This is a genomic window from Dyella acidiphila, from assembly GCF_014863405.1.
Taxonomy (GTDB): domain Bacteria; phylum Pseudomonadota; class Gammaproteobacteria; order Xanthomonadales; family Rhodanobacteraceae; genus Dyella_B; species Dyella_B acidiphila.
Window position 1 is genome coordinate 120,127 of sequence record NZ_JACZZA010000003.1, and the last position, 22,260, is coordinate 142,386.

The window sequence follows — 22,260 nt, forward strand, 5'->3', positions numbered from 1 at the left end:
GTCATTGCGTTTTCGCGGAAATGACGTCCGTGGAGGATGCAGCTCGTTACGCTTGATCCGAAGGCTGTGCCGGTTGGCGCAATGTCTGCCGCACGCTGGGAATCGCACTGCCGCCACGCGCCGCCAGTTCGTGCGCGATATCGATAAAGCCCAGGTGCCGCGCCACATCCGCCGCGGTGCGGCCGAAGTTGTCGGCCGCATTGCGATCCGCGCCGCGCGTCAGCAATACGCGTGCGGGCGGCAGCAGCGCATGCATGGCGCTGGCATGCAGGGCGGTCACGCCGCGTTGGTCGGCGTGCTCGATGCGCGCACCGGCATCCAGCAGCACCGGCAGCAGTGCGCCGATATGCGTGGCATCGCAGGCACTGCCCGGACGCTGGTGCGCCCCAAGCAGCAATAGCAGCGGCGTCTTGCCTTCGCTGTCGGCCAGGTTTACGTCGGCCTTGCGCTTGAGCAGGGCGTCGAACAGGCGGCGTGCGCGCAAGCTGTCGTTCTGTTCGAAGCCGAACTGCGCAGCCGCATGCAGCGCGCTATGGCCGCGCGCATCGACGGCATTCGGCTCGGCACCGGCATCGAGCAGTTGTTCGGCAGTGTCCGGATAACCCTGCACGGCGGCAATCATCAGCACGGTGGCGTCACCGGGCAGACGCTGGTCCACCGCGGCACCGCGTTCCAGCAACAGCGCCACCAGGGCTTCGCGGCGCGCGGCGACCGCTGCGGCCAGCGGCGTCATGCCGTTGTTGGCGCTGGCGGCGAGATCGGCGCCAGCGTCGATCAGGGTGACGGCCACCTCGCGGTGACCGGCGCCACAGGCGTGCAGCAGCGCGGTGGCGCCTTGCGCGTCGCGCGCATCGACCGGGAAATCCAGCTCCAGCAGACGGCGCACGGCGGTATCGGCGCCTTGCTTGGCCGTCTGGATCAAGTCTTCGGCGCGCAGGGCGCGGCGCGGACGCTGCCAGTCGCTCCAGTCCAGCCAGCGCTCCAGTTCGGGATGCTCCAGCGCCAGGCCCAGCGGCGTTTCGCCGTTGGCATCGGTAGCTTCGGCATCGGCGCCATGTGCGACCAGCGCCCGCACCAGCGGCAAGGCCGTGCTGCCGTGTTCGAGCGCGGCGAACAGCGGCGTGCGCCCCTGGCTGTCGCGCGTATTCGGATTGCCGCCGCGACTGAGCAGGCTCTGCAGCAGCGCAAGCTGGCCATTGACTGCAGCCAGATGCACCGGCGTGCGTGCGCGTTCGTCCGGGCCGAACGGATCGGCGCCGCGCTCGAGCAGATCCAGTGCGAGGGCGGCGCCCTGCGGTGCGTTGTGCAGCCCTGCCAGCGCCTGCGCCAGCAGGCCGGTGCCGGCCGGGCTTGCGCCGGCGGCGAGCAGGTCGCGGATGGCTTCGGCGCTGTCGGGCAGTTGCGGCAGCAGCGCATCGAACAGGCGGCGCCCCAGCGGCGGCAAGGTCGGCTGATCGGTATCCGGATCGTCGATCAGCTGCGGCTGCATGCGTGCTTCGGCCTGCAGGCCATGATCGAGCAGCCAGCGGCGTGCGGCGCCGAGGCCCGGCTCAGTCAATTCGAGATACAGCTGGGCCAGCTGCGCTTGCGACCACTCGCGCACGCGTCCGGCAAAACCGGACACGATCGCCCAATGGCCGAAGCGCAGTGCATCGAGCAGATGCGCGGGGGTGTCGGCGCCTTCGGCGATGGTGTCCAGGTCGAGGCTGGCCGGCAGCGGCGTATCCGGGTCGAGCAGGGCGACCAGATCCCAGCGTCCGCTCGCGGCCGCGTGGTCCAATGCGCTGCGGCCGTCGCCGCCGGGTGTCTTGGGCTCGGCACCGAGGGCGAGCAGTACGCGCACCGTTTCGACTTGTGCATGCGGCGACTGGCAAGCGAGCGTCAAGGCATCGCGGCCGTGCTTGTCGCGCGCCAGCGCATTGGCTTGTGCATCGGCCAGCAACTGCACCACGGCCACGGCGCCGGCACGCGCGGCTTCCATCAAGGCGGTGGCGCCATGATGATCGGCCAGATTTACATCGGCGCCGGCAATGCGCAGCGCGCGGGCGATTTGTTCGTGGCCTTCGGCGGCGGCACTCATCAGTGCGCTGCGCTGGCGCGCATCCACGCCGTTCGCTGCGGCGCGGTGCTTGAGCAGCATCTTGACGCCGGTAACGTCGTCATCCGCAATGCCGGCAGCGGCGACCAACGCCGGCTCGCCGTTGGCCGGCGACGGCTTGGCGCCGCGCTCCAGCAGGAACTGCGCGAGCGGCCAGTTGGCGGCGCGGCAGGCGACCGACAGCGGCGTGGCGCCGGCCTGGTTGAGTGCATCCACGCTGGCGCCGGCATCCAGCAGCATTGCCGCCACCGTAGGCTCGCCGCTGAGCACGGCGCCGTGCAAGGGCGTGTTGCCGTCGGCATCGGCGGCCAGCGGGTTGGCGCCGTTGGCGAGCAGGGTCATCACTGCGTCGGCACGGCCGTGCCAGCTGTCGCGGGTGGCGGCGAGCAGGGCGCTGAGGCCGCCGCTGGCGCGGTTCACGTCAGCGCCCTTGACGATCAGCGCACGCAGCAACTGCGGGTCCGGCAGCAGGGCGGCCAGCATCAGCACCGGCCGCTGGTCGCGGTCGCCGGGCAGCGGGGCGGTGTTCGGATCGGCGCCGGCCTCGATCAGTGCGAGCGCGCGGGCGATATCGCCCTGGCGCGTGGCCGCGAGCAGGGCCTGCGCCTGCTCCGGCGTGCCGGCAGTGCGTTCCTGCTCGCTCAGCTGCGGCGGCGCGACGGGAATCGTGGCTTCAGGCTCTGCGCGCTCGGCGTCCTTGCGGCGCGGCCGGCGGCTTTCGCACAGCATCACGCGCAGCGTACGGTTGGCCACCACCAGGCAGCCCAGCGGCAGCACCACTACCGCGTACAGCACCAGCGCCGCGGTGCGCATCTCGGTCGGCAGCACCACATACAGGCCGCTCAGCGCGATGCCGGCAAAAGACAGAATCACCAGCGCCAGTGCGCTGGGCAGGAAGTGGCTGAAGAAATGTTCTTCGCGCGACAGGTGCCGGCCGAAGGTGAGGCTACGCGCGGTGGCGGTAAACAGCGAGGAGCCTTCGTGCTTGTCATGCGCGGGATAGGCGTCATCCCATACGAAGACCAGGGCAAACGCCGGCCACAATCGCCATAGCACCGCCAGCGCCACCACCAGCGCCGCAGCCAGCAGCAGGCTCGCGCCCAGGGTCGGCTGCTGCGTCAGCCGCAGCATCGGCCATGCGATCAGCAGGAACACCAGCGCCACGTAGCAGGTGAACATGGTCAGGTGCGCCGTACCTCGCCGCAGCACGGTGCGGGCGAAGTTGGGCTCCGGGTCGAAGCCGATCGCGTGGCATACCGCGGCCATGGTCAGCGTATTGGCCAGCAGCAACAGGATCAGCGTTGCCGGATGAGCACCGACGGCGGCGGCTATGCCGGCCACGGCGAAGCCCGGCAGAAACCAGATCAGGGATGTCAGTGCGGAGGATGGGCGGCGCGGTTTGTTGGATGGCATGTCGGCGAGTATAGGAATCGGGAGCGCGTCAGACGGTAATCACACGTTAACCGTGGCTTGTCAGTGCTTACTCAGGTGCGTCATCCCGATTCAGCGCAGCACCCTCCACCAGGCCGGCATCCGCATCGGATGTAGCGGGTGGCGCAGCCAGTGTCTGCTGCGGCGGCAGCTGCAAATGCCAGCCCTGCGTGCGCAGATGTTCCATCACCACCTCGACATCCTCATGCGGCAGGCGGCGTTGTGCGTGCAGCTCCACTTCCAGCACGAAGCGCAGGTCGCCCAGCAGCATGGCCAGCGAGGCCGGGATCGGCTTGAAGTTGTCCCGCTGCTGCAGCCACACGTAGGTATCGGCCTTGCGCTGGCTGGCATAGACGAAACAGTGCATGGCTTGAACCCGCGAAATCCGTAGTGGGTCGTGAAGGTTAGCAGCACGCCCTGTCAGCGTCGCCCCAATAACCAAGTAGGCACATGGGGTAGGAGGCTGTAGCTGAATGCTGCAAGCGCACTTGCGCGGCCCCACCCGAGCCGGCAGAGTGCCCGCCGGGGTTATCAAACGCGCGTATGAAATTGGCCGTGATGCCCCCCGCCCAAACCCGAGCCGTCATTCCACCCGAGGGATGCCGATCCCTCGGCTGATGCCGGTCGCCCGTTGGCCGCACTCGTCACCAAGAAGAAGCAGGAGCAAGCAAGCGATGCACATGTTTTTCCGCAACACCGTTCGTGGTGGCCGTCCGTTCGCCCTCGCCGCGCTTGGCCTGGCCATCGCCGGTGCCCTGGCTGCGCCGCAGCAGGCCCGGGCCAGTGCTTTCCAGCTGAAGGAAGACAGTGCGCAGAGCATGGGCCGCGCTTATGCCGGTTCGCTGACTGCGGGCGGTGACGTATCGGTGGTGGCCAATGGCCCGGCCGCGATGAGCGATCTGAAGGGTACCTATTTCGAGGCGGACGTCACCGCGATCAACTTCGGCACCAGCTTCAGCGGCAGCGCGCACGACGTATTGAACAACCCGATCAGCGGCAATAACGGCGGCAATGCCGGCACCACCATGCCGGTGCCGGCGTTCTTCTTCGAAACGCAGCTGAGCGATCGCTGGCACGTGGGCGCGGCCTTCAGCGTGCCGTTCGGCTTCAAGACCCAGTACGACAACAACTGGGTGGGTCGTTACAACGCGATCGAGTCCAAGTTCGAATCGCTCGATGCCACGCTGTCGGCCTCCTATGACATCACCGACAACTTCAGCATCGGCGGCAGCGCCATCGCGCAGCGCACCAGCGCCACGCTGAGCAATGCGATCAATTTCGCCAGCGTCGGCCTGGACCTGGCCGGTCCGAACTCGGCGCTGCAACTGCCGCCGAGTAAGGTTTACAGCCTGATCCCGCCGGGCACCGACGGCTACGCCCGCATCACCGGCAGCAGCTGGGCCTGGGGTTGGCAACTGGGCAGCTACTGGAAGATCGATCCGCAGGATCGCCTCGCTTTCAACTACCGCTCCAAGATCAGCCACCGCCTGCAGGGCACGGCTGATTTTGCCGTGCCGCAGAACGTATCCACCCTGATCGGCCAGCTGGCGCCGGCACTGGGCCTGAACACCTCGAACCTGCCGTTCCAGAACACCGGCGGCACCGCCGACTTCACCACCCCGGCCGTGGCCACCGCCAGCTACTGGCACCAGGAAGACAAGTTCGGCTTCGGCATGGACGTGTCCTGGACCGAGTGGGACGTGTTCAAGAACCTCACCGTCAACTACGCCAACCCGTACCAGCCGGCCACCACCCAGGTGTTCAACTGGCATAACTCCTGGTACACCTCGATCGGCGGCGAGTACTACCTGACCGACCAGCTCACGCTGCGCGGCGGTATCGGCTTCGATACCACCCCCACCTCCGGCCCCACCCGCGATGTGCGCGTGCCGGACGAAACCCGCAAGCTGGCTTCGGTGGGCATCGGCTACAAGGCTACCGAGCACTTCTCGATCAATGCTTCGTATGCGCACATCTTCGTGAACCGGGCGACCATCGCCACCGACGTCAGCGCCACCGAAGACACCATCACCGGCACCTCCAGCGACTACGGCAACCTGTTCGCCATTTCCGGCGTCTACAAGTTCTAAGCTGCCGGCATCGAGGGCCTTCCCTGCTTCGGTCGGGAAGGCCCTTTGTTTTGCAGGGGATTGAGGCAACACGTCACAGCTCCATCAGGCGGCTTGTGGAGACCGCGTCATGGCGCAGGCGGTTCTGCTATAAAAGCCGGCGTCCCGTTACCTGCCTATGAGATCGGCAAGCAATGCTGCAAACCGTTTCCGCCCGTCAGCATCTCCGCGAAGCGTTCGTGCCGCTGGCGGTAATGTTCCTTATTTCCCGGCTGGTACTGCTGGCGATTGCGGCAACAACGATGCAGCTGGCCGGCGTGCATGGCGAAGCGGCCTCGGTGGCGCACGTACTTTGCCGTTGGGATTGCAAGTGGTACCTGGATATCGCCGCGAACGGCTACTCGCCGCTCGAGACGGGCGGTATTCCGGGCGAATCCAATTTCGGCTTCTATCCGCTGTTTCCGCTGCTGTTGCGGCTATTCATGCCGTTCAACGGCGGCGATGCTCTGCATGCCGGCATATTTGTATCGAATCTGTGCTTTTTCGGCGCGCTGTTCTATGTCTATCTGTATGTGCGCGAACTGGGCCTGGATCGGACGGTGGCCCTGCTGACGGCGGCGATATTGTGTGTTTTTCCGCAAAGCATCGTGTTCAGCGCGCCCTACACCGAAGGTCTGTGCCTGTTGCTGCTGGCTGCGGCGATGTATCACTTACGGCGCGAGCATTATCTGGCGGCAGGCGTGGCGGCGGCGATGTTGTCCGCGGCGCGGCCGAACGGGGTGTTGTTTATTGTTTTTGCGGTTGTCTGGATCTGGCAACGTGATGGCCTGCGTGCCTTGCTGATGCCCTGGCGTGCCCCGGAAAAATTCATCCCCGTGGTATTCGCGCCGCTCGGTGCGTTTCTGTTCTTCGGCTATTGCCTGGTTGCCACTGGGGACGCGTTCGCGCATTCGTCCACTCAGCTCATCGGCTGGGGCTGGACGTTTGCGCCGCCATGGGAAAACGTACCGCAGCAATTGCATAGCGGCGGCAACTTCATGCTCGGCGCGCTGGTCAGCATAACGGTTGCCCTCTGCTCCTTGTTGCTGCTGCAGGAACGGTTGTACGCAGAATTTGCGTTTTGTATCGTCACCGTTGTGCTGATCTGGTGCGGGCAGGGCCTGGTATCGGTGTTCCGCTACTGGCTGGTGCTGTTTCCCGTCTGGATCGGCGTGGCGCGGGTCTTTGCGGCGCGGCCGCTTGGAGCGGCGCTGTTATGTGGAACGCTGGGCATGATCAACGGCGTCCTGGCTTGCGCATGGGCACTCGGCATGGCGATTTCGATATGACCGCTCCGGCATGGCGGCGAGGGGTGTTGTTCGGGGCGCTATTGGTGCTGGGTGCCGGCTACATCGCCGCCTATGCGCTGTTTGTCACGCACAGCGAAAATTTCATCGTGGTGCAGCGCAATCGCCAGGCCACGCTATTCAGTCAGGCGCATCCGCTGTTGCCGCCGGCGACCTTGACCTTCGGCAGTAGCGGCCATGACAACGCCTATCTCGGCAATGGCTGGATCATGCTGCGCGATCATCACGGCATGTGGATGGCCGCCAACGATGCCTTGGTGATGCTGGCTACTGCTCCGCGCAATGCCGATCGGGTGCTTAGCCTGCAGACCATGGTGGCGACCACGCCGCAACAGCCGCGCAATCGGGTGGAAGTGTCGGTCAACGGACACGTGCTGGGTTCATGGGAGCGCGGTGGTCCCGACGGCATGACGCCGATTGCCGTGCGTGTGCCAGGCGCGTTGGTGCGAACGGGAATGCTGCGGGTGAAGATCCATGTCGATCGCCTGGCCTCTCTTTACCGCCAGGATGTCGGCGACAGCAGGGATGGGCAGCACGTCGGGATTACTGCCATTTCGCTCGATCAGGTGGACAGCGCGCCGCACTAACGCGTCGCGCGCCGCAGCGTATCAACCGCGGCGCAGCAAGATCTCCAGCATCTGTCGGAACCGCTTGCCATACGGCGGATTGAGCAGCCCGGTACCGTTGAAGCGCGCCTGCCGGAATACCGGCTTCATATGCGAGAACGTGCGGAAGCCGGCTTCGCCGTGATAGCTGCCCATGCCTGAAGGGCCGACACCGCCGAACGGCAGGCTGTGCTGGGCGATGTGATAAAGCGTGTCGTTGAGGCTGACGCCACCGGCATGCGTACGTGCCAGCACCCGGTCGATACGCGCCTGTTCCTGCTCGAACAGATACAGTGCCAGCGGGCGTGGATGACGCGCCACGTAATCGATGGCCTCGTCGAGCTGGTCATAGGGCAGCAGCGGCAGCAGCGGGCCGAAGATTTCCTCCTGCATCACCAGCATGTCGTCGTGCACACCGGTCAGCAGCACCGGCGTAAGCAGTCGCCGCTCGGAGCGGTCTTCCACGTCGGCCAGCCTGGTTACGCTGGCGCCCGCGTTTTCCGCGCCGTCGCGCAGATTGGCCAGGCGCTGGTAGTGGCGTTCGGTGGCGATGCTCGCGTATTGCGGATTGCGCGCCAGATCGGGATAAAGACGCGCCGCCGCCGCGCGCGCCGCCGCGGTGAAACGCGCCACGTCGGCGCGCGGCAGCAAGACGTAGTCGGGTGCGATGCAGGTCTGTCCGGCGTTGACCAGCTTGCCGAACACGATGCGTTCCACCGCGTGCTCGAAGCGTGCGCCGGGACCGATGATGGCCGGCGATTTGCCGCCCAGTTCCAGGGTCACCGGGGTGAGATTGGCGGCCGCCGCGCGCATCACGTGATGGCCCACGGCGGTGGAGCCGGTGAACAGCAAGTGGTCGAACGGCAATGCGGCGAAAGCCTGGCCTACCGACGCATCGCCATTCACCACCAGCACCTCGTCGGGCTGGAAGTGGTGCGAGACCAGCTCGGCGAACAGCTGCGAGAAGCGCGGGGTGAACTCGCTCATCTTCACCATCACGCGATTACCGGCTGCGAGCGCATCGGCCAGCGGACCCACCGCCAGATACAGCGGGTAATTCCACGGCACGATGATGCCGACTACACCCAGCGGCTGCGGGCGCATTTCCGTGCGCGCCGGCAGGAACGCCAGGCCGGCCAATGCACGGCGCGGTTTCATCCAGCGCCGGCCATGGCGCAGTGCGTGGCGAATCGCCGAGAGGCTGGGAAATACCTCCAGCATTTCGGTTTCTTCGCGCGGTCGGCAGCCGAAGTCGGCGTGGATGGCCTCGGCGATGTGCTGGCGATGCTGGTACACCATCGCCTCCAGCGCGCGCAGGCGGCGCGCGCGCGTGCGCCAGTCGGGCAGCGGCTCGCTTGCCTGCACGGCACGCAGGCGTGCCAGTTCGCTGGGCAGGTCCAGATGATCAGGCTGGTTCATGATGGCCGTGGCGCCTCCCCCGTTCAGAACTTCGTGCGCAGCTCGATACCGTATACGCGCGGCGGCGTTACGATAGCGTAGGGCGTGCCGAAGTCGTTGGTGCTGTCATTGCCGATGCTCACCACGTAGCGCTTGTTGAACATGTTGTTGACGTACAGCGCCACGCCCCAGCGCTGGTCCGGCGTGTGCCAGTCCAGGCGCGCATCGGTGCGCTGGGTGGAGGTGCCGACCGTAAACAGCGGGGTGCTCAGGCAGGTGCCCTGCACACCGGAGTCGGCGTTGCAGCGCGTCGGGCCGCGATAGGCGTATTGCAGGTTGAATTCCAGATTGCCGCGGTAGACGCCAAACCAGGTGTAGTCCATGCCGGCGGTGGCGGAGAAGGTCGGCTCGCCGGTGGGCTGGCCGTTGAGGCTGACGCCGGAGGTGGAGACGCCCTGGATGTAGGTGCTGTCGATATAGGCGCTGGTGAAATTCAGGCGCAACGCATTCACCGGCTGCCACTGTGCTTCCACATCCAGGCCGTGCGCATGCTGGTCGCTGGTCATCACCGTATAGAACGGCACGCCCGAACCGTTGAAGTTCGGATCGAGCACCGAAGACTGCAGGTTGGAATAGCGGTAGTAATACGCCGACGCGTTGAACATCAGGTTGTACTGCGGGAACACCGCTTTCACGCCGCCCTCGTAGTTCCACACTTTTTCGGGCGCATACAGCGAGCCGACCTGCAGGCTGTTGTAGCCGCCGGCCTTGTAGCCCTTGGTCACCGAGACATAACCCATCACGTCGGGCGTGAACTTGTAGCTGAGCACGGCGCGCGGGCTGAAATCGTGCCAGCTGTGCTGGGTCTGCACCCATTGGCCGACCGCATTGGGAAAGATCAGGTTGGTGCCGAACGCATTCAGCGCCTGCTGCGCATCCGGCGGCAGGATGCCGAAGATGCCGCTGCTGACCAGTTGCGCAACGGTCTGGTCGAAGGCGTTGGCCTGGCGCAGCGGCGTGTACCAGGTGAAATCCTTCTGGTCCTCGGTGTAGCGCAGGCCGGTGGTCAGGTCGAGCTGGTCGTTGAGATGCCAGATCACGTCGCCGAACGCGGCATAGGCCTTGAAGTGGCCGACGTTGTTGATCTCCTCGCGCCACGGGTCGCCGAGCAGGTTGTAGGGCAGGCCGAACTGCTGCAGACCCTGCGTGATCTCGGTCAGCGGCAATCCTTCGTTGTCGACGTTCTGCGCCAGCGTGTCGAGGCTGTAGGTGTTGGTGTTGACCTGGCTGGTCTGGCGCGCCTGCTCGGAATAGGCGCTGACCCCGGCGACCCAGTCCATCAGGTCGTTGTCGCCGGCCAGCTTGAACTCCTGGTAGTAGCTGTTGTTGTGCTCGATATTGGCGGTGTCGAGGTAGCTGACGATGTGGTCGGTGCCGTCGTTGTCTTCGTCGTTGAAGGTATTGAAATGCCGCCAGGCGGTGGTGGAGGTAAGGCTGCCCCAGGAGAACGAGTGATCGATGATCAGGGTGGAGCCGTCAAAGTGGCGCCACTCGGCGGCCTGGCTGGCGTCGTTGTACAGCGGCGCGTTGAGCGGATCGAGGTAGGTTTGCGGATTGGGCGGAAACGGCGGCCGCTGGTACGTGTTGTTGGACAGCGCCACCAGGCCGATCGCCGGCTGCGGCGGCTGGTCCAGGCGCTCGTGATCCCACGACCACAGCAGGCGCGTATCTGACGTGATGTTCCAGCGGTAGACCATGCGGGTGCCCCAGTCATCGTTGCGGCCGTAATGCTGGCCGGTGGCCTGGTCGCGGATCCAGCCGTTGCTCTGGTTGTCCAGCACGCTGATGCGCAGCGCCATATCCTGGTTGAGCGGGATATTCACCAGCGCGCTTTCGTATTTCTCGCCGTAGTTGCCGAAGCGCACCAGCGCATTACCCTCGAACTTGTCGGTGGGTTCGTTGGTGACGATGGAGATCGCGCCGCCCGCCGCATTGCGGCCGAACAGCGTGCCCTGCGGGCCCTTCAGTACTTCGATGCGGTCGATATCGTTGAACGCCAGCAGGGCGCCGCCGGAACGCGCGGCATACACGCCGTCGATATACACACCCACTGCCGATTCGGTACCGATGCCGAAGTCGCTGGTGCTGATGCCGCGCAGCGAATAATTCGGCTGCGTCGGCTGGCTGCCGCTTACCACCAGCCCCGGCACGAACAGCGAGATCTTGCTCAGATCCGTGGCCGCCTGCGTGGATATCTGCTGTGCGGTAAGAATCTGCAGCGGAATCGGCACCTGTTCCATCTGCTGCGAGCGGCTTTGCGCGGTAACGGTGATATTGCCCAGCTGCTTGGCCTGGCTGGCGTCGGCGGCGGTCTTGCTGGCGGTTTGCTTGCCGGCAGGCGGATTGCTGTTCGCATCCTGGCCCTGTGCGCCGCCCGGCCAGCAGGCGCCGAGCAACAGTGCCGCGCCGCCGAACATCGCCTGGCGCAGGCACCTGGATAAAGTACGTTGCCGCATCGTCATGTCGATCTCCCCTCTCGCTGTGTCGGATTGCATCGCCGCATCAGGCCGATGCATCGCGTTTATTTGAAGTGCTCGCCTCCGGCCAAAACCCCGTTCCCGTCGCCGGAAGGAGCGCGAAACTTCACCAACAACAAAGCCACCACTACGCACACCGCGAATCCCGCCGCGATCAACGGTATGCCTTGTACATCGTCGCCGTGCACGCTGAACGAAGCGGCCAGCGGCCCGAAGCCGGAACCCAGCAGCTGCGCCGGCGGCACCAGCAGGGCGATGCGCCCGTGCGGATCGATCTGGAACGCCAGGCGCACGTGGAACGGCATCTGGAACAGCCAGGCAAAACCGAATACTGCGCAGAGCGCGGTAAAACGCCATGGATCGGGCGTGGCCAGCTGGTGCATGCCCAGGCCGATCATGGCCACTACCACGGCGCTGGCCACCAGCGTCGGGCCGACGCGCCAGCGACGTACCACCAGCGCGGCCAAGCTGCCGCCGATGACCTGCATCAGCAACGTCAGCGCCACCAGGGCATCCGCGTTGCCGCCGGCAATGCCGGCGTGCTTGCTCAAGGGTTCCAGATACGCCCACAGCGTGCCGATCGCACTCAGATGTGCAAAGGGCACCAGCAGGGCAAACAGGCCGCGCCATGACACGATCGACGGCATGATCGCATCGCTATGCGAGCCGACCTGGCGCGGCAGGCGCGAGATCACCAACAGCGGGGTGATACACACCGCCGCCAGCACCACAAAGCCGGCCTGCCAGCCCAGCGCATGCAGCGGCAACTTGGCCAGCGCAAGCGCCACCAGCGCCTGGGTCAGCGTTTGTGCGGTGAGAAAAATGCCGGCCAGGCGGTCGGGCTCATGCGAGCGCACGATCACCACGGTAGTGATCCAGAACAGGCTCGCTTCCAGCAGCCCGGCCAGCACGCGTATCGCGGCGCAGGTTGCGTCGCCGTGCACGAGCAGGGTGAGCAGATTCACCATCACGAGCAGCAAGCTGCCGCAGATCGCCACCGGGCGAAGATGCTGCAAGGGCAGGAATTTTTCCGCTAGTACCACGCCGATGCCGAGTGCGAAGATTTCGCCCATCGCCACGATGCCGACGCCTTCCATCGAAATGCGCTGCTGCTCGACCAGATCGCCCAGCAGTGCCGGCTGCAGGCCCAGCATCATCAGCGCCACGCAACCCACCGCCAGCGCGGCGGCGCGTTCGGAGCGGCGGAAGGTGAGCGACACGGCGGTGCTCATCGGCCGGCCCTCCCTTGCAGTTTGCTATGTCGATGCATGCATGCGCCTCAGTAGCCTTTCACTTCTTCGGGTAGCAAGCCTTGGGCAAAACGTTCGGTGGCTTTGCGCTGATCTTTTTTCAGGCGCCCGTTGGCGATCCGGCAAACCCACCAGGGCAGCGTGTGTACGCGCGCTCCGCACGCTAGCGCCAGCACATAGGCCTTGGCGCATTTCTCCAGCAACTCTGCATTGAGCACCAGCCGATGTGCGGTGCTGCCGAATACCAGCACGGCGTCGCCGCAGACCCAGGCATCGCCGCCGGTGCCCAGGCAGCGCTCGGCGCCGGCCTGCGGATCGCCGCGCCGATCGTGCAATGGCAACGCGGTGCGCCCCAGATGGCGCGCCTGCTCATCGAACACCTGCGGCAGGTTACCGCCGAAGTCGCCCAGGCTACGACCATAGCTGCCGCCGCCCAACGCAACCGCACCGACATCAGCGCGTGTGCGGTAGACCGCGGCATGCCATGCTTGCTCGCCTTGTGCGTCGGCCAGTGCTACGCGCGCCACGGGATGTGCCACGGTGCCGAACAGCATGTCCTGCGTGCCAGGCAGGCGCACGGATACGCTGGCGCCGCTGCCCAGCAACTGCTTGCCGTCCAGGCGTTTGATCGCGTCTTCGAGCAGAGAGGTCAGCGGCATGTTCGCTACACCTGTTTCAGCACGTCTTCGAAGCGGTTCAGCGCATCGTCGATCACTTCGTCGGTGTCGGCCATGCTGGTGTAGATGCGGCTGCCGGCCAGGGTGATCAGGCCATGCGCGGCATACGCGGCGCCCATTTCCTCCATCATGTGCTTGCGCTGCTTGGCTTCGTGGCGCGCGCGCACCAGTTTGAGCAGGCTGCTGGTGTCGAGCAGCATCACACCCGAGGTCTGCAGGTGCACGATCGAACCCATGTTGTAGGCGACGTAGGGCAGGCCCAGCCGCTCGATGATCTGTTCCAGGCCCTGGCGCAGGCGATCGCCTGCGCGGCCGGCCTTGGCCGCCGCATCGGTGCGCTGCATTTCCTGCAGCGCGAAATAGCCGGCGGCGCATGACAGCGGATTGGCGGTGAGCGTGCCGCCGACGAAGGCGCGCTTGGCGGTCGTGCCGATGCCGCCGACCAGCATCATCATGATGTCGCGCTTGCCGCCGATGGCGCCGGCCATTGGATAGCCGCCGGTAAGGCATTTGCCGAGAATGGTCAGATCCGGCTGCACGTTGAAATACGCCTGCGCACCGCCCATGCCGGCGCGAAAACCCGTGACTACCTCGTCGAAGATCAGCAAGGTGTTGAATTCATCGCACAGCTTGCGCAGCTGGGCATTGAAATCTCTGGTCACCGGGCGTGTGCCGCTTTCCGGGCCGAACGGTTCGACGATGATCGCGGCGGTGCCGCCGCGCAGCCGGTTCCATTGCAGCTTGCGGCGGATGGCGGCGAGATCGTTCGGCAGGCTTTCCTGGGTGCCGGCAGTGGCGCCGCGCGGAATGCCGATCGCCTCCATGCGACCGGTATTGGGCAGGCGCATGCCGTACACCATCTGGTCGCTCCAGCCGTGGTAGCCACCGCCGATCTTGATCACGCGCCGCTTGCCGGTATACGCACGCGCCAGCCGGATCGCGCCCATCACCGCCTCGGTGCCCGAGCCCATCATGCGTAGCATGTCCACGCCCGGCATGGCATCGCAGACCAGTTCGGCCAGCTTCACCTCGTACTCGTGCAGCAGCCCGGTGACCGGACCGCAATGCTCCAGCAACGCGCGCACTTGTTCGCGCACCACCGGATGATTGGAGCCGAGCAGGGTGGGGCCGCCCGCCTGCAGGAAGTCGGTATAGCGATTGCCGTCCACGTCCGTCATATGCGCGCCGTCGACCTGGGCGATGGCCAGCGGGAACGGATAGTTGAAGGCCAGGTTGTGCTGCACGCCGCCGGGAATCACCTGGGCGGCCTGCTCGGCCAGGCGCTTGGAGCCTTGGCAGCGCTGCTCGAAATGCGCGAGCACGCGCTGCATGGCATCGCGCTTGAGCGGGCGCATCGGCTGCTTTACCAGCGCGTCGAAGCGACGGTACAACGCATCGGTATCCGGCCATTGCGATACCGCGCTGGCGGCTGGCAAGGCGGCGTTGGCGTGATTGAAATTCATGCGATCAACTCCTGCACGGGTTGTGCGTCGAGCGTGGCGACCAGCTTTTGCAGTGCCGCCTGTTCGGAGGCCGGGCGAGTGGCGCGCGCGGCGATGCGCGCGCGCAGATGGGCGGCGGCGAGCGCTTCCAGCGCGGCAATGGATTGCAGCGCGCGCTCGGCGCTGCTGCCGCAGCAGATGGCGCCATGCGTGCGCAGCAGATAGGCATTCACCTCCGGCCGCAGCACGCGTTGCAACTTGCTCGACAACCAGCGCGTGCCGGATGGCGCATAGCCGGCGATCAATACCTGCGGCCCGAGCAGTGCGCGCTGTTCCGGCGGTACGGGCAGCGGTTGGCCGAGCAGGCTTAGGGCGCTCGCTACCGGCTGATGGGTGTGGATGCTGGCGTGGCAGTCGGTGCGTTTGCGCAATACCTGCGCATGCATGCCGGTTTCCACCGAAGGCTTGCGCTCGCCATCGATCTTGACCAGATCGCTCAGACGCAGCACGCAGATGTCCTGCGGACCCATCTCGTAATAGTCGACGGCCGATGGCGTTACCACGATATGTTCGGCGTCCACGCGCAGCGCGAGATTGCCGCCGGTTGCCGCGAAATAACCGCGGTCGGCCAGCAGTACGCTCATCTCGACCACGCGTTGGCGCATCGATTCGAATTTCATCGCGGCGGACTCCGGTGTTGATTGATGCGGCGATACAGCGGCGCAAGCCGGCGATGCAATTGCTTGAAGGTGGCGAAGCTGTCGTCGTACAGGCTGCGCAGCGCCGGGCGCGGCTCGAAACGCTGCCGATAGCGGCATAGCGCAGGCACATCCTGGAACGACAGCTCGCCCAGCCCGACGCCGGCGATAAACGCCGCACCCAGTGCGTTCGCCTGGATCGGCGCCTGTGGCTGCTGGATCAGCATGCCGGTTACGTCAGCCATCATCTGGCACCACACCGCCGACTGGCCGCCGCCGCCCACGATAGTGATGGCGCCGCCGCGTGGCGCGCCGACGAACGCCAGCATCGGCTCCAGCATCCAGCGGGTGTTCAAGGCCACGCCTTCGAGGAAGGCGCGGATTATATCTTCGCGCGTGTGTTCCAGCGAAAGATTGAACAGCCCCGCGCGCAGATGGCGGTCGTCTACCGGCGTGCGTTCGCCCAGCAGCCACGGCATGTAGAGCAGTCCGCGCGCGCCCGGCGGCACGCGTTCGGCAATGCGGTCGAGCAGCGGATACACGTCGCCGCGCTGCTCGTCGACCTGCAGTTCGTCGCCATGGAACAGAATGCGGTCGCGCAGAAACGCCAGGTTGCCGGCAGCCGAGGTCTGCATCGCCATGGCCAGATAGCGGTCGCGCTGCGCACAAGGCAGCGATGCGATGTATGCACTCAGGTGCGTACGCTTGCGCGGCATATGCGCACCGAGCCAGGACGAGGTGCCCAGATACAAATGCAGTTGGCCGTCGCGCACCGTGCCGGCACCGATCGCCGCCGCGGAATTGTCGATCGCACCAGCCACCACCTTGGTATCGGGGGCCAGCCCCAGCGCGTGCGCCACGGCGGGCAGCAAGGGGCCGAGCACGTCGGTGGAATGCACCAGCTCCGGCAGCTTGTCGCGTTCGATGCCGAGCAGGCGCAACAGGCCCTCGTCGTAGTGCACGTGGGACAGATCGCGGTTGTCGGTGGCCCAGGTGGTGAGCGCCGAATCGTAGGTGGCGCAGCAGCGGCCGGTCAGGCGCAGATTCATGAAATCCAGCGCATTGAGGAATTTGCTGCTGCGCTCGACCACCGCCGGTTGCCGGTCGTAGAGCCATGCAATGTGACCGGCCGGATCCTTGCCCGACAGCGACGGCACGCCGCCAGTCAGGCGCAACCAGCGCGCCAGACGCAGCGGGCTGTAACCCTGGATATGCAAGCGCCCGCGCCGTGCGCGCCGGCGGATCGCATCGGCACCGCGCATATCCACCCACAGCATCGCGCGCGCCAGCGCGTTGCCATCCCGGTCAACCGGAATGGTGCATTCGCCGAAGGTGGAGCAGCACACCGCCACTACCTGCCGGCGCCGTTGCGCATCGGCTGCCAGCAATTCCTGCGCGCCGTCGAGGAAGGCCTGCCACCAATCCTGCGGATCCTGTTCGACGCCCAGCTCATCCACCAGATGCAGTGCTACCGGGCGGAAGGTCCACGCCAGCACGCTGCCGTCCATGCCGACCAGCGCCACCTTGCAGCCGGACGTGCCCAGGTCGACCGCCAAGACCAGGCGTTCGCTGCGGATAGGCGTGATGGCTGGCGCCGCGCTGGGCATGAACACTCGCTCCCCAAAAGCTAGTATTAGCTACAATATAGTTATAGCTATAATTCGCGCAATAGCCGAAGGACCCCGATTCCGTGCCAGCCCCGACCAAGCGGCCCCGCCGCAGCGCCAAGCCGCCCAAGCTCGATCTGGCTCCCAAGTTGGCCCCCGCGCAGTCGCGCGCGGCTGAGACCTACGAACAGCTGCTGGACGTGACCGCCCAGGTATTGGCCGAAGTCGGCTTCGAGCAGCTCAGCACCAATCTGGTATGCCAGCGCGCGGGCTTGTCGCCGCCGGCTCTGTACCGTTACTTCCCCAACAAGTACGCGCTGCTGCACGAACTCGGCCTGCGCCTGATGCAGCGGCAGAATGCGTTGCTCGGCCAATGGCTGACGCCTGCGGCGTTCGCTTCCGCAACGCAACTGGAAGACGCGCTTACCGGCCTGCTGCTGGAAACCTACGAAGTCACCCGCCAGGCCACCGGCGGCATCTGGATCATGCGCGCATTGCGCGCCATTCCCATGCTGCAGGATGTGCGCCTGGCCTCGGCCAGCGAAGTGGCGGCGCAGGCGACGGCGCGTTTGCGCGACGCGTTTCCCGGCGCACCGGCCACCGAACTGCAGCTGCTCAGCCGGGTTGCCGACAGCATGGCCTTTGCCGCGCTGGAAATGCTGTTCGACGATCCCTCGCTGGATGCGCCGTCGGTGATGCGCCTGGTGGCCGCCAGCCTGGCCAGCAACGTGGCGCGCCTGCAGAACAAGCCGGGGCGCTGAGCGGCACGGCATTCGGGAGCGGGCGGCGAAAGCGCTGCCGCCGGTGCGCATGGCGATCCCGGCCATGTTCAGTGCAGTACCACGCATTGGCCGGGCAGCGATGCAATCCACGCTTTGATCAGCGCAAGCCCCTCCTGATGCACGGTGCTGCGCCCTAGTTCCGGCATCATCGTGCCGGGCACGGCGGAGCCGAGACGATAGGGAATGATCGAGTCGTCCGGATGGCCCGGCACAATATCGAACAAATGATCGCCGGTGCCCTGGCCGGCCGCGGTAGGCGGCTTGCAGATGCCGATATGCCGGTCTTCTGCCGTGGCGATGTCCAGCGTCAGGCCGGTGGTATTGGCCGCTCCCTTAGGGTTGTGGCAATGGCCGCAGTTGATATCCAGATACGCGCGCGCCCGTGCATCCAGCGACGCGTGCTGATCCAGCCAGTTGGCGTTGCGCGGCGCGTCGGCCGGTGCGGGCGCACCGCTCAGATAGCCCACGCGCACCAGATGCTCCAGTTCGTTCTCGTCGCCGTCGGCGTAGCGGTAGTCGCGGTTGAGATGACGCGCTTTCGGGCCGATCGGCTGGATCGCGCGCGTGGTCCAGTCGCGGGCGTGACAGCTGGCGCACTGGCTTTGATCGGGCACGACGTAGTTGAAGTTTTCGCGTGTACCGTCGTCACCGACCAGGGTCAGCGCCTGCACGTCGCCGGTGCGCGCGAGCACCGCTTCGGTCTGGTCGGCATTCCATACATAGGGAATCGCCACCCAGCCTTCCTTGCGCCGCACCAGCAAGCGCGTCTCCACCAGATGCACATGGGCCAGGTTCAAGCCTTGTCCGGCGAAATCGCGGCTGGTGTCGTAGGTGCGCGCGATATCGGTGGCGTTGCGCGCCTCGCCTTTCGGCAGCGGATAGAAGAAGGTCTTGCTGATGATGGTGCCGACGGGAAAATCGAAGGTATCGGTGGCGCTGTATGTGGCCGCGACGCCCTTGGGCATCCAGATCGTGCGCAGTTTGTGCGCGTAGTCGGTGAACAAGGGTGTATTGAGTTCGTACGGCACCACGCCTTCGTTCAATTGCAGCACGCCATCGCGTGCTTCCACGACGTGCCAGTCGCTGAGCTTGGGCGGATAACCGTCGTCATGGAAAGCCACGGCATCCATCGAACGATGGCAGGCCGACACGCACAGTGCGGCCAGCAGCAACAGCATGCGCAGCAATGGGCTCCTCCCCCTGCTCCCAGAGGGAGATTGGATAGGAGGTGTCCCCGCTTGCGATGGATTGCGCGGGCGTGGAGAACCCCACCCCAGCCCTGCCCTGCAAGCAGGGGAGGGAGTCGCGTGCGTCACTTCGTGGCTGCTCATCAGACCTTCGGTTCCGGACTCAGCGTTACCGGCGGCAGCTTGGGCAGCGTGCACTGGTAGGGCTTGGTATCGGTGCTCGGATTCTTGTAGCCGTGCGGGCCATCGATATCGAGCACGCCGTTTACATCCTGGATGCAGATGCGGTTCTCCGGCGCCGGAGTTCCATTTACTGCCTGCTTGGGATCGGCATAGCCGTCCCAGACCACATCGGGGAATTTGCCGGTAAGGCCGAATACCGCGGTCTTCAGGGTTTTCAGCTTCAACCCGTCGGGCGAATCGCCGCCGCCACTGAGGCGGTTGCCGTAGACGTAGATCGCCTTCGGATAGGGGTTGTAGTCGGCGGCCACACCGCTGGTGTTGTAGTAGTTGGTGGAGAAATAGCTGGAGATGATGACATTGGCGGTCTGGTTGTCGGCGATGTCGTTATCGAAGATTTCCACTTTGTCGTTGGAATTGACCACGATGCCCGAACCGGCCGGCACGCTGGCCACGGCAGCGCCCTTGCGCGCGAAATTGCCGGTGTTGTTGGCAAACACCTTGTTGTGGAACACGCGTGTGGAATGACCTTCCTGCGACAGGTTCGGCATGTTGAACACCAGGATGCCGCCGGTGTTCTTGGTGGCGGTGTTGTCGTACACATCGGCATTCACCGAGTTTTCGATCTCCACGCCCGCCACGTTCTGCTCGGCGCGATTGCGGCGCACCACGATGGTGTTGGACTGGCCGACGTAGATACCGGCATCGGACGCGCCGATCACCACCGAGTCTTCTACCAGCACGTTCTGCGTCTTTACCGGATACAGGCCGTAGGCGCCGTTGGTGGTCTTGGGGCCGTCGGTCCATTCGATGCGCACGCCGTGGATGGTGATGTTCTTGCCCTGGTTGATCTTCAGCGCATCGCCCATGGTGTCTTCGATGGCGAGGTTCTCGATGGTGAAGTCGTCCGCATTCACCAGCAGCCCTTCAGGGCCCACCACCTGGCCCTTGAACGACAACACGGTCTTGTCCATGCCGGCGCCGCGAATGGTCACGCCGCTGGTACGCAGACTCAGGCCGCGCTTGAGCGAGTAATGGCCGGCGGGAATATCGATCACGCTGCCCGGTTTGGCGTCGAGCAGTTGTTGTTCCAGTTTGCTTTCGAACGACACATCGCCCTGGCTTTGCGTGGCGTTGTCCTGGTGGCCGCAGGCGGCCAGCAGCCCGGCCATGGCGATCAGCGTGCAGGTCTTGCGCATGACGGCATCTCCCCTCGCGCCATACGGGCGCGTACCCCTGCACTGTCCTGCAAGCGGCGCCGGGAGGGGAGGGCGGAAGGGACGGGGATGGGGGGTGAATCGGCCAGCGTGAGCCTGGCGTGATGGTGGCGCGGTCGACCCTCTTGCGCGCACTTGAGTGATCAGCCTTCACATCAGCTCAAGGCTGGCTTGCAGAGATATCGCTTTTGCGCCACATCGAACACTTCTATCTTGAATGCAGATCAATGGTTCCGGAGATGATCATGCACTCGTCCTGGATGAATCGGCTGTTCCGCCACGCTCCCGCTGGCGGCCGGGTTTCGACCCAAGCGATGTTGAGCTTGTCCGCTTTGCCCCCGCAGCCGGCCATCAAAAAAGCAGCGGCGCGAGTGCGCGCGGCCAACTCCTCCGCATCGCCGCGCCTATGCCTGGGGATTGGCGACGGCAGCGTGCATCGGCAATAAAAAAGGCCCTGCCGGATCCGGCAGGGCCTGTTGTTTCATGGCGTCGCTGAAGCAGCGGATCAGCGCATGCCGCCGGCCGCGAACAGATGCTCGCCGGTCAGCCAGTACGAATCGTCGGAAGCCAGGAACACGGCGATCGAAGCGATATCGTCCGGCTGGCCGATGCGGCCCAGCGGGGTCTGCGCGGTTGCGTGCTGATGGAAATCCGAGCCGATAAAGCCGGCTGCGTGCGTGCCTTCAGTCTCCACCATGCCCGGATTCAGCGCGTTGACGCGGATCTTGCGCGGACCCAGTTCACGCGCCAGTACGCCGGTGATCGCATCCACCGCACCCTTGGTGGCGGTGTACACCGCACTGCCAGGCGGGGTCAGGCGCGTCACCAACGAGCCGATATTGATCACGCTGCCGCCTTCGCCCAGATGTTTGGCGGCTGCCTGGGTGGTCAGCAGCAGGCCCAGCACGTTGACGTCAAAGTGCTTTTTAAAATGCTGCTCGTTGATCTCTTCCAGCGGTGCGAACTCATACACACCCGAGTTGTTGACCAGCACGTCGAGACGGCCGAATTCCTTCACTGCCGCATCGATAATGCCCTGTGCCTCGGCGGCCTTGGAGACATCGCCGCCCACCGCAATCGCCTTGCCGCCGGCCTTGGCGATATCGGCCACCACGGCATCCGCGCCGGCCTTGCTGGATGCGTAATTGACGACGACGGCAGCGCCCGCGGCGGCGAGCGCCTTGGCGATGGCCGCGCCGATACCCTTGGAACCGCCGGTTACGACGGCGACTTTGCCTTTCAGCTTGCTCATGGATGTGTCCTCAAGACAGGTGGTGGGGTTGGTTCATAAATCCCATAGTTCGTAACTTATGAACTATGGAACTAGAAATCAAGCCCCTGGTAAAATGCGCGACATGAGACCGCTGATTCACCCGTCCATCGAGGACATCACCGTCGAGGGCATCCTGCACGCACTGTCCGATCCGGTGCGCGCGGCCATTTTCGCCGAGCTGGCCGTCTGCGCCGGCGCCACCTGTTCGAACTTCCTGAAAATCAGCGACCGCGATATTCCTAAGTCGACCTTGTCGCAGCATTTCCGTGCGCTGCGCGAGGCCGGCCTGATCCGCAGCGAGCGGCAGGGTGTGGAGATGCGCAACAGCACGCGCTACGCCGAAGTCGAGCAACGCTTCCCGGGACTGGTCGGCACCATCATGAAAGCGCATCAGGCGCAGGCCGAGGAGCGGCTGCGCGCAGGTAGGCGCAAGGCTGCCGCCAAGAAAAGCAAGGCAGGCTGA

At 65.3% G+C, this 22,260-nt stretch carries 17 protein-coding genes; 5 read left to right on the top strand and 12 right to left on the bottom strand.

All coding sequences use genetic code 11. From position 1 onward, the window contains the following. Positions 1-46: 46 nt before the first annotated feature. The gene (locus IGX34_RS07410; protein ID WP_192555072.1) at positions 47-3,511 is read right to left on the bottom strand and encodes an ankyrin repeat domain-containing protein; all 3,465 of its coding nucleotides are present in this window, start codon (positions 3,509-3,511) and stop codon (positions 47-49) included. A 67-nt stretch (positions 3,512-3,578) separates the two neighbouring features. Beyond that, on the bottom strand, positions 3,579-3,896 hold the full coding sequence (locus tag IGX34_RS07415; protein ID WP_192555073.1) for a YcgL domain-containing protein: 318 nt from the start codon (positions 3,894-3,896) through the stop codon (positions 3,579-3,581). A gap of 307 nt (positions 3,897-4,203) precedes the next feature. Here IGX34_RS07415 and IGX34_RS07420 point away from each other — a divergent pair, with 307 nt between their 5' ends. The 3 genes from IGX34_RS07420 to IGX34_RS07430 all read left to right on the top strand — a co-directional run bounded on the left by IGX34_RS07420 (position 4,204) and on the right by IGX34_RS07430 (position 7,531). Continuing rightward, the gene (locus IGX34_RS07420) at positions 4,204-5,619 is read left to right on the top strand and encodes an OmpP1/FadL family transporter (protein ID WP_192555074.1); all 1,416 of its coding nucleotides are present in this window, start codon (positions 4,204-4,206) and stop codon (positions 5,617-5,619) included. 173 nt (positions 5,620-5,792) lie between these two features. Beyond that, the gene (locus IGX34_RS07425; protein ID WP_192555075.1) at positions 5,793-6,926 is read left to right on the top strand and encodes a mannosyltransferase family protein; all 1,134 of its coding nucleotides are present in this window, start codon (positions 5,793-5,795) and stop codon (positions 6,924-6,926) included. After that, positions 6,923-7,531 (top strand): hypothetical protein, encoded by a 609-nt coding sequence (locus IGX34_RS07430; protein WP_192555076.1) that lies wholly within the window; start codon positions 6,923-6,925, stop codon positions 7,529-7,531. Before IGX34_RS07425 ends, IGX34_RS07430 begins: the two co-directional genes overlap by 4 nt. 21 nt (positions 7,532-7,552) lie before the next feature. On the opposite strand, the gene IGX34_RS07435 is transcribed toward IGX34_RS07430, so the two are convergent. From IGX34_RS07435 to IGX34_RS07465, 7 genes are read right to left on the bottom strand one after another with little or no spacing between them, the layout of a single operon-like run. Continuing rightward, positions 7,553-8,968, bottom strand: coding sequence for a coniferyl aldehyde dehydrogenase (locus tag IGX34_RS07435; RefSeq protein ID WP_192555077.1), 1,416 nt, complete (start codon positions 8,966-8,968; stop codon positions 7,553-7,555). Between the two features lie 23 nt (positions 8,969-8,991). Further along, complete coding sequence (locus tag IGX34_RS07440; RefSeq protein WP_192555078.1) at positions 8,992-11,469, bottom strand: TonB-dependent receptor; 2,478 nt, start codon at positions 11,467-11,469, stop codon at positions 8,992-8,994. Positions 11,470-11,528: 59 nt separating this feature from the next. Then, positions 11,529-12,716, bottom strand: a complete 1,188-nt coding sequence (locus IGX34_RS07445; protein WP_192555079.1) for an MFS transporter — start codon at positions 12,714-12,716, stop codon at positions 11,529-11,531. A gap of 47 nt (positions 12,717-12,763) precedes the next feature. Beyond that, on the bottom strand, positions 12,764-13,393 hold the full coding sequence (locus IGX34_RS07450; RefSeq protein ID WP_192555080.1) for a class II aldolase/adducin family protein: 630 nt from the start codon (positions 13,391-13,393) through the stop codon (positions 12,764-12,766). A 5-nt stretch (positions 13,394-13,398) separates the two neighbouring features. Next, a complete protein-coding gene (locus IGX34_RS07455) occupies positions 13,399-14,874 on the bottom strand; it encodes an aspartate aminotransferase family protein (RefSeq protein ID WP_192555081.1) in 1,476 nt (491 codons plus the stop codon). After that, a complete protein-coding gene (locus IGX34_RS07460; RefSeq protein WP_192555082.1) occupies positions 14,871-15,533 on the bottom strand; it encodes a class II aldolase/adducin family protein in 663 nt (220 codons plus the stop codon). Before IGX34_RS07460 ends, IGX34_RS07455 begins: the two co-directional genes overlap by 4 nt. After that, positions 15,530-17,158, bottom strand: coding sequence for a xylulokinase (locus IGX34_RS07465; protein ID WP_192555083.1), 1,629 nt, complete (start codon positions 17,156-17,158; stop codon positions 15,530-15,532). The genes IGX34_RS07460 and IGX34_RS07465 overlap by 4 nt, the downstream gene beginning before the upstream one ends. Before the next feature lie 83 nt (positions 17,159-17,241). Here IGX34_RS07465 and IGX34_RS07470 point away from each other — a divergent pair, with 83 nt between their 5' ends. Beyond that, positions 17,242-17,919 (top strand): TetR family transcriptional regulator, encoded by a 678-nt coding sequence (locus IGX34_RS07470; protein ID WP_192555084.1) that lies wholly within the window; start codon positions 17,242-17,244, stop codon positions 17,917-17,919. A gap of 68 nt (positions 17,920-17,987) precedes the next feature. Here the strand turns inward: IGX34_RS07470 and IGX34_RS07475 are convergent, their stop codons facing one another. The 3 genes from IGX34_RS07475 to IGX34_RS07485 form a co-directional block, all read right to left on the bottom strand. After that, positions 17,988-19,118 (bottom strand): SO2930 family diheme c-type cytochrome, encoded by a 1,131-nt coding sequence (locus tag IGX34_RS07475; RefSeq protein WP_192555268.1) that lies wholly within the window; start codon positions 19,116-19,118, stop codon positions 17,988-17,990. A 152-nt stretch (positions 19,119-19,270) separates the two neighbouring features. Next, positions 19,271-20,506 carry a parallel beta-helix domain-containing protein gene (locus tag IGX34_RS07480; RefSeq protein WP_192555085.1) on the bottom strand — a complete coding sequence of 412 codons (1,236 nt, stop codon included), beginning with the start codon at positions 20,504-20,506 and terminating at the stop codon, positions 19,271-19,273. A 523-nt stretch (positions 20,507-21,029) separates the two neighbouring features. After that, positions 21,030-21,776, bottom strand: a complete 747-nt coding sequence (locus tag IGX34_RS07485) for a glucose 1-dehydrogenase (protein WP_192555086.1) — start codon at positions 21,774-21,776, stop codon at positions 21,030-21,032. A gap of 103 nt (positions 21,777-21,879) precedes the next feature. Here IGX34_RS07485 and IGX34_RS07490 point away from each other — a divergent pair, with 103 nt between their 5' ends. Then, a complete protein-coding gene (locus tag IGX34_RS07490) occupies positions 21,880-22,260 on the top strand; it encodes an ArsR/SmtB family transcription factor (protein ID WP_192555087.1) in 381 nt (126 codons plus the stop codon).

Bases quoted from the DNA above. Each gene is read 5' to 3' on its own strand.
- IGX34_RS07410 (WP_192555072.1), bottom strand. From the start codon at position 3,511: ATGCCATCCAACAAACCGCGCCGCCCATCCTCCGCACTGACATCCCTG.
- IGX34_RS07415 (WP_192555073.1), bottom strand. From the start codon at position 3,896: ATGCACTGTTTCGTCTATGCCAGCCAGCGCAAGGCCGATACCTACGTG.
- IGX34_RS07420 (WP_192555074.1), top strand. From the start codon at position 4,204: ATGCACATGTTTTTCCGCAACACCGTTCGTGGTGGCCGTCCGTTCGCC.
- IGX34_RS07425 (WP_192555075.1), top strand. From the start codon at position 5,793: ATGCTGCAAACCGTTTCCGCCCGTCAGCATCTCCGCGAAGCGTTCGTG.
- IGX34_RS07430 (WP_192555076.1), top strand. From the start codon at position 6,923: ATGACCGCTCCGGCATGGCGGCGAGGGGTGTTGTTCGGGGCGCTATTG.
- IGX34_RS07435 (WP_192555077.1), bottom strand. From the start codon at position 8,968: ATGAACCAGCCTGATCATCTGGACCTGCCCAGCGAACTGGCACGCCTG.
- IGX34_RS07440 (WP_192555078.1), bottom strand. From the start codon at position 11,469: ATGACGATGCGGCAACGTACTTTATCCAGGTGCCTGCGCCAGGCGATG.
- IGX34_RS07445 (WP_192555079.1), bottom strand. From the start codon at position 12,716: ATGAGCACCGCCGTGTCGCTCACCTTCCGCCGCTCCGAACGCGCCGCC.
- IGX34_RS07450 (WP_192555080.1), bottom strand. From the start codon at position 13,393: ATGCCGCTGACCTCTCTGCTCGAAGACGCGATCAAACGCCTGGACGGC.
- IGX34_RS07455 (WP_192555081.1), bottom strand. From the start codon at position 14,874: ATGAATTTCAATCACGCCAACGCCGCCTTGCCAGCCGCCAGCGCGGTA.
- IGX34_RS07460 (WP_192555082.1), bottom strand. From the start codon at position 15,533: ATGAAATTCGAATCGATGCGCCAACGCGTGGTCGAGATGAGCGTACTG.
- IGX34_RS07465 (WP_192555083.1), bottom strand. From the start codon at position 17,158: ATGCCCAGCGCGGCGCCAGCCATCACGCCTATCCGCAGCGAACGCCTG.
- IGX34_RS07475 (WP_192555268.1), bottom strand. From the start codon at position 19,118: ATGCTGTTGCTGCTGGCCGCACTGTGCGTGTCGGCCTGCCATCGTTCG.
- IGX34_RS07480 (WP_192555085.1), bottom strand. From the start codon at position 20,506: ATGCGCAAGACCTGCACGCTGATCGCCATGGCCGGGCTGCTGGCCGCC.
- IGX34_RS07485 (WP_192555086.1), bottom strand. From the start codon at position 21,776: ATGAGCAAGCTGAAAGGCAAAGTCGCCGTCGTAACCGGCGGTTCCAAG.
- IGX34_RS07490 (WP_192555087.1), top strand. From the start codon at position 21,880: ATGAGACCGCTGATTCACCCGTCCATCGAGGACATCACCGTCGAGGGC.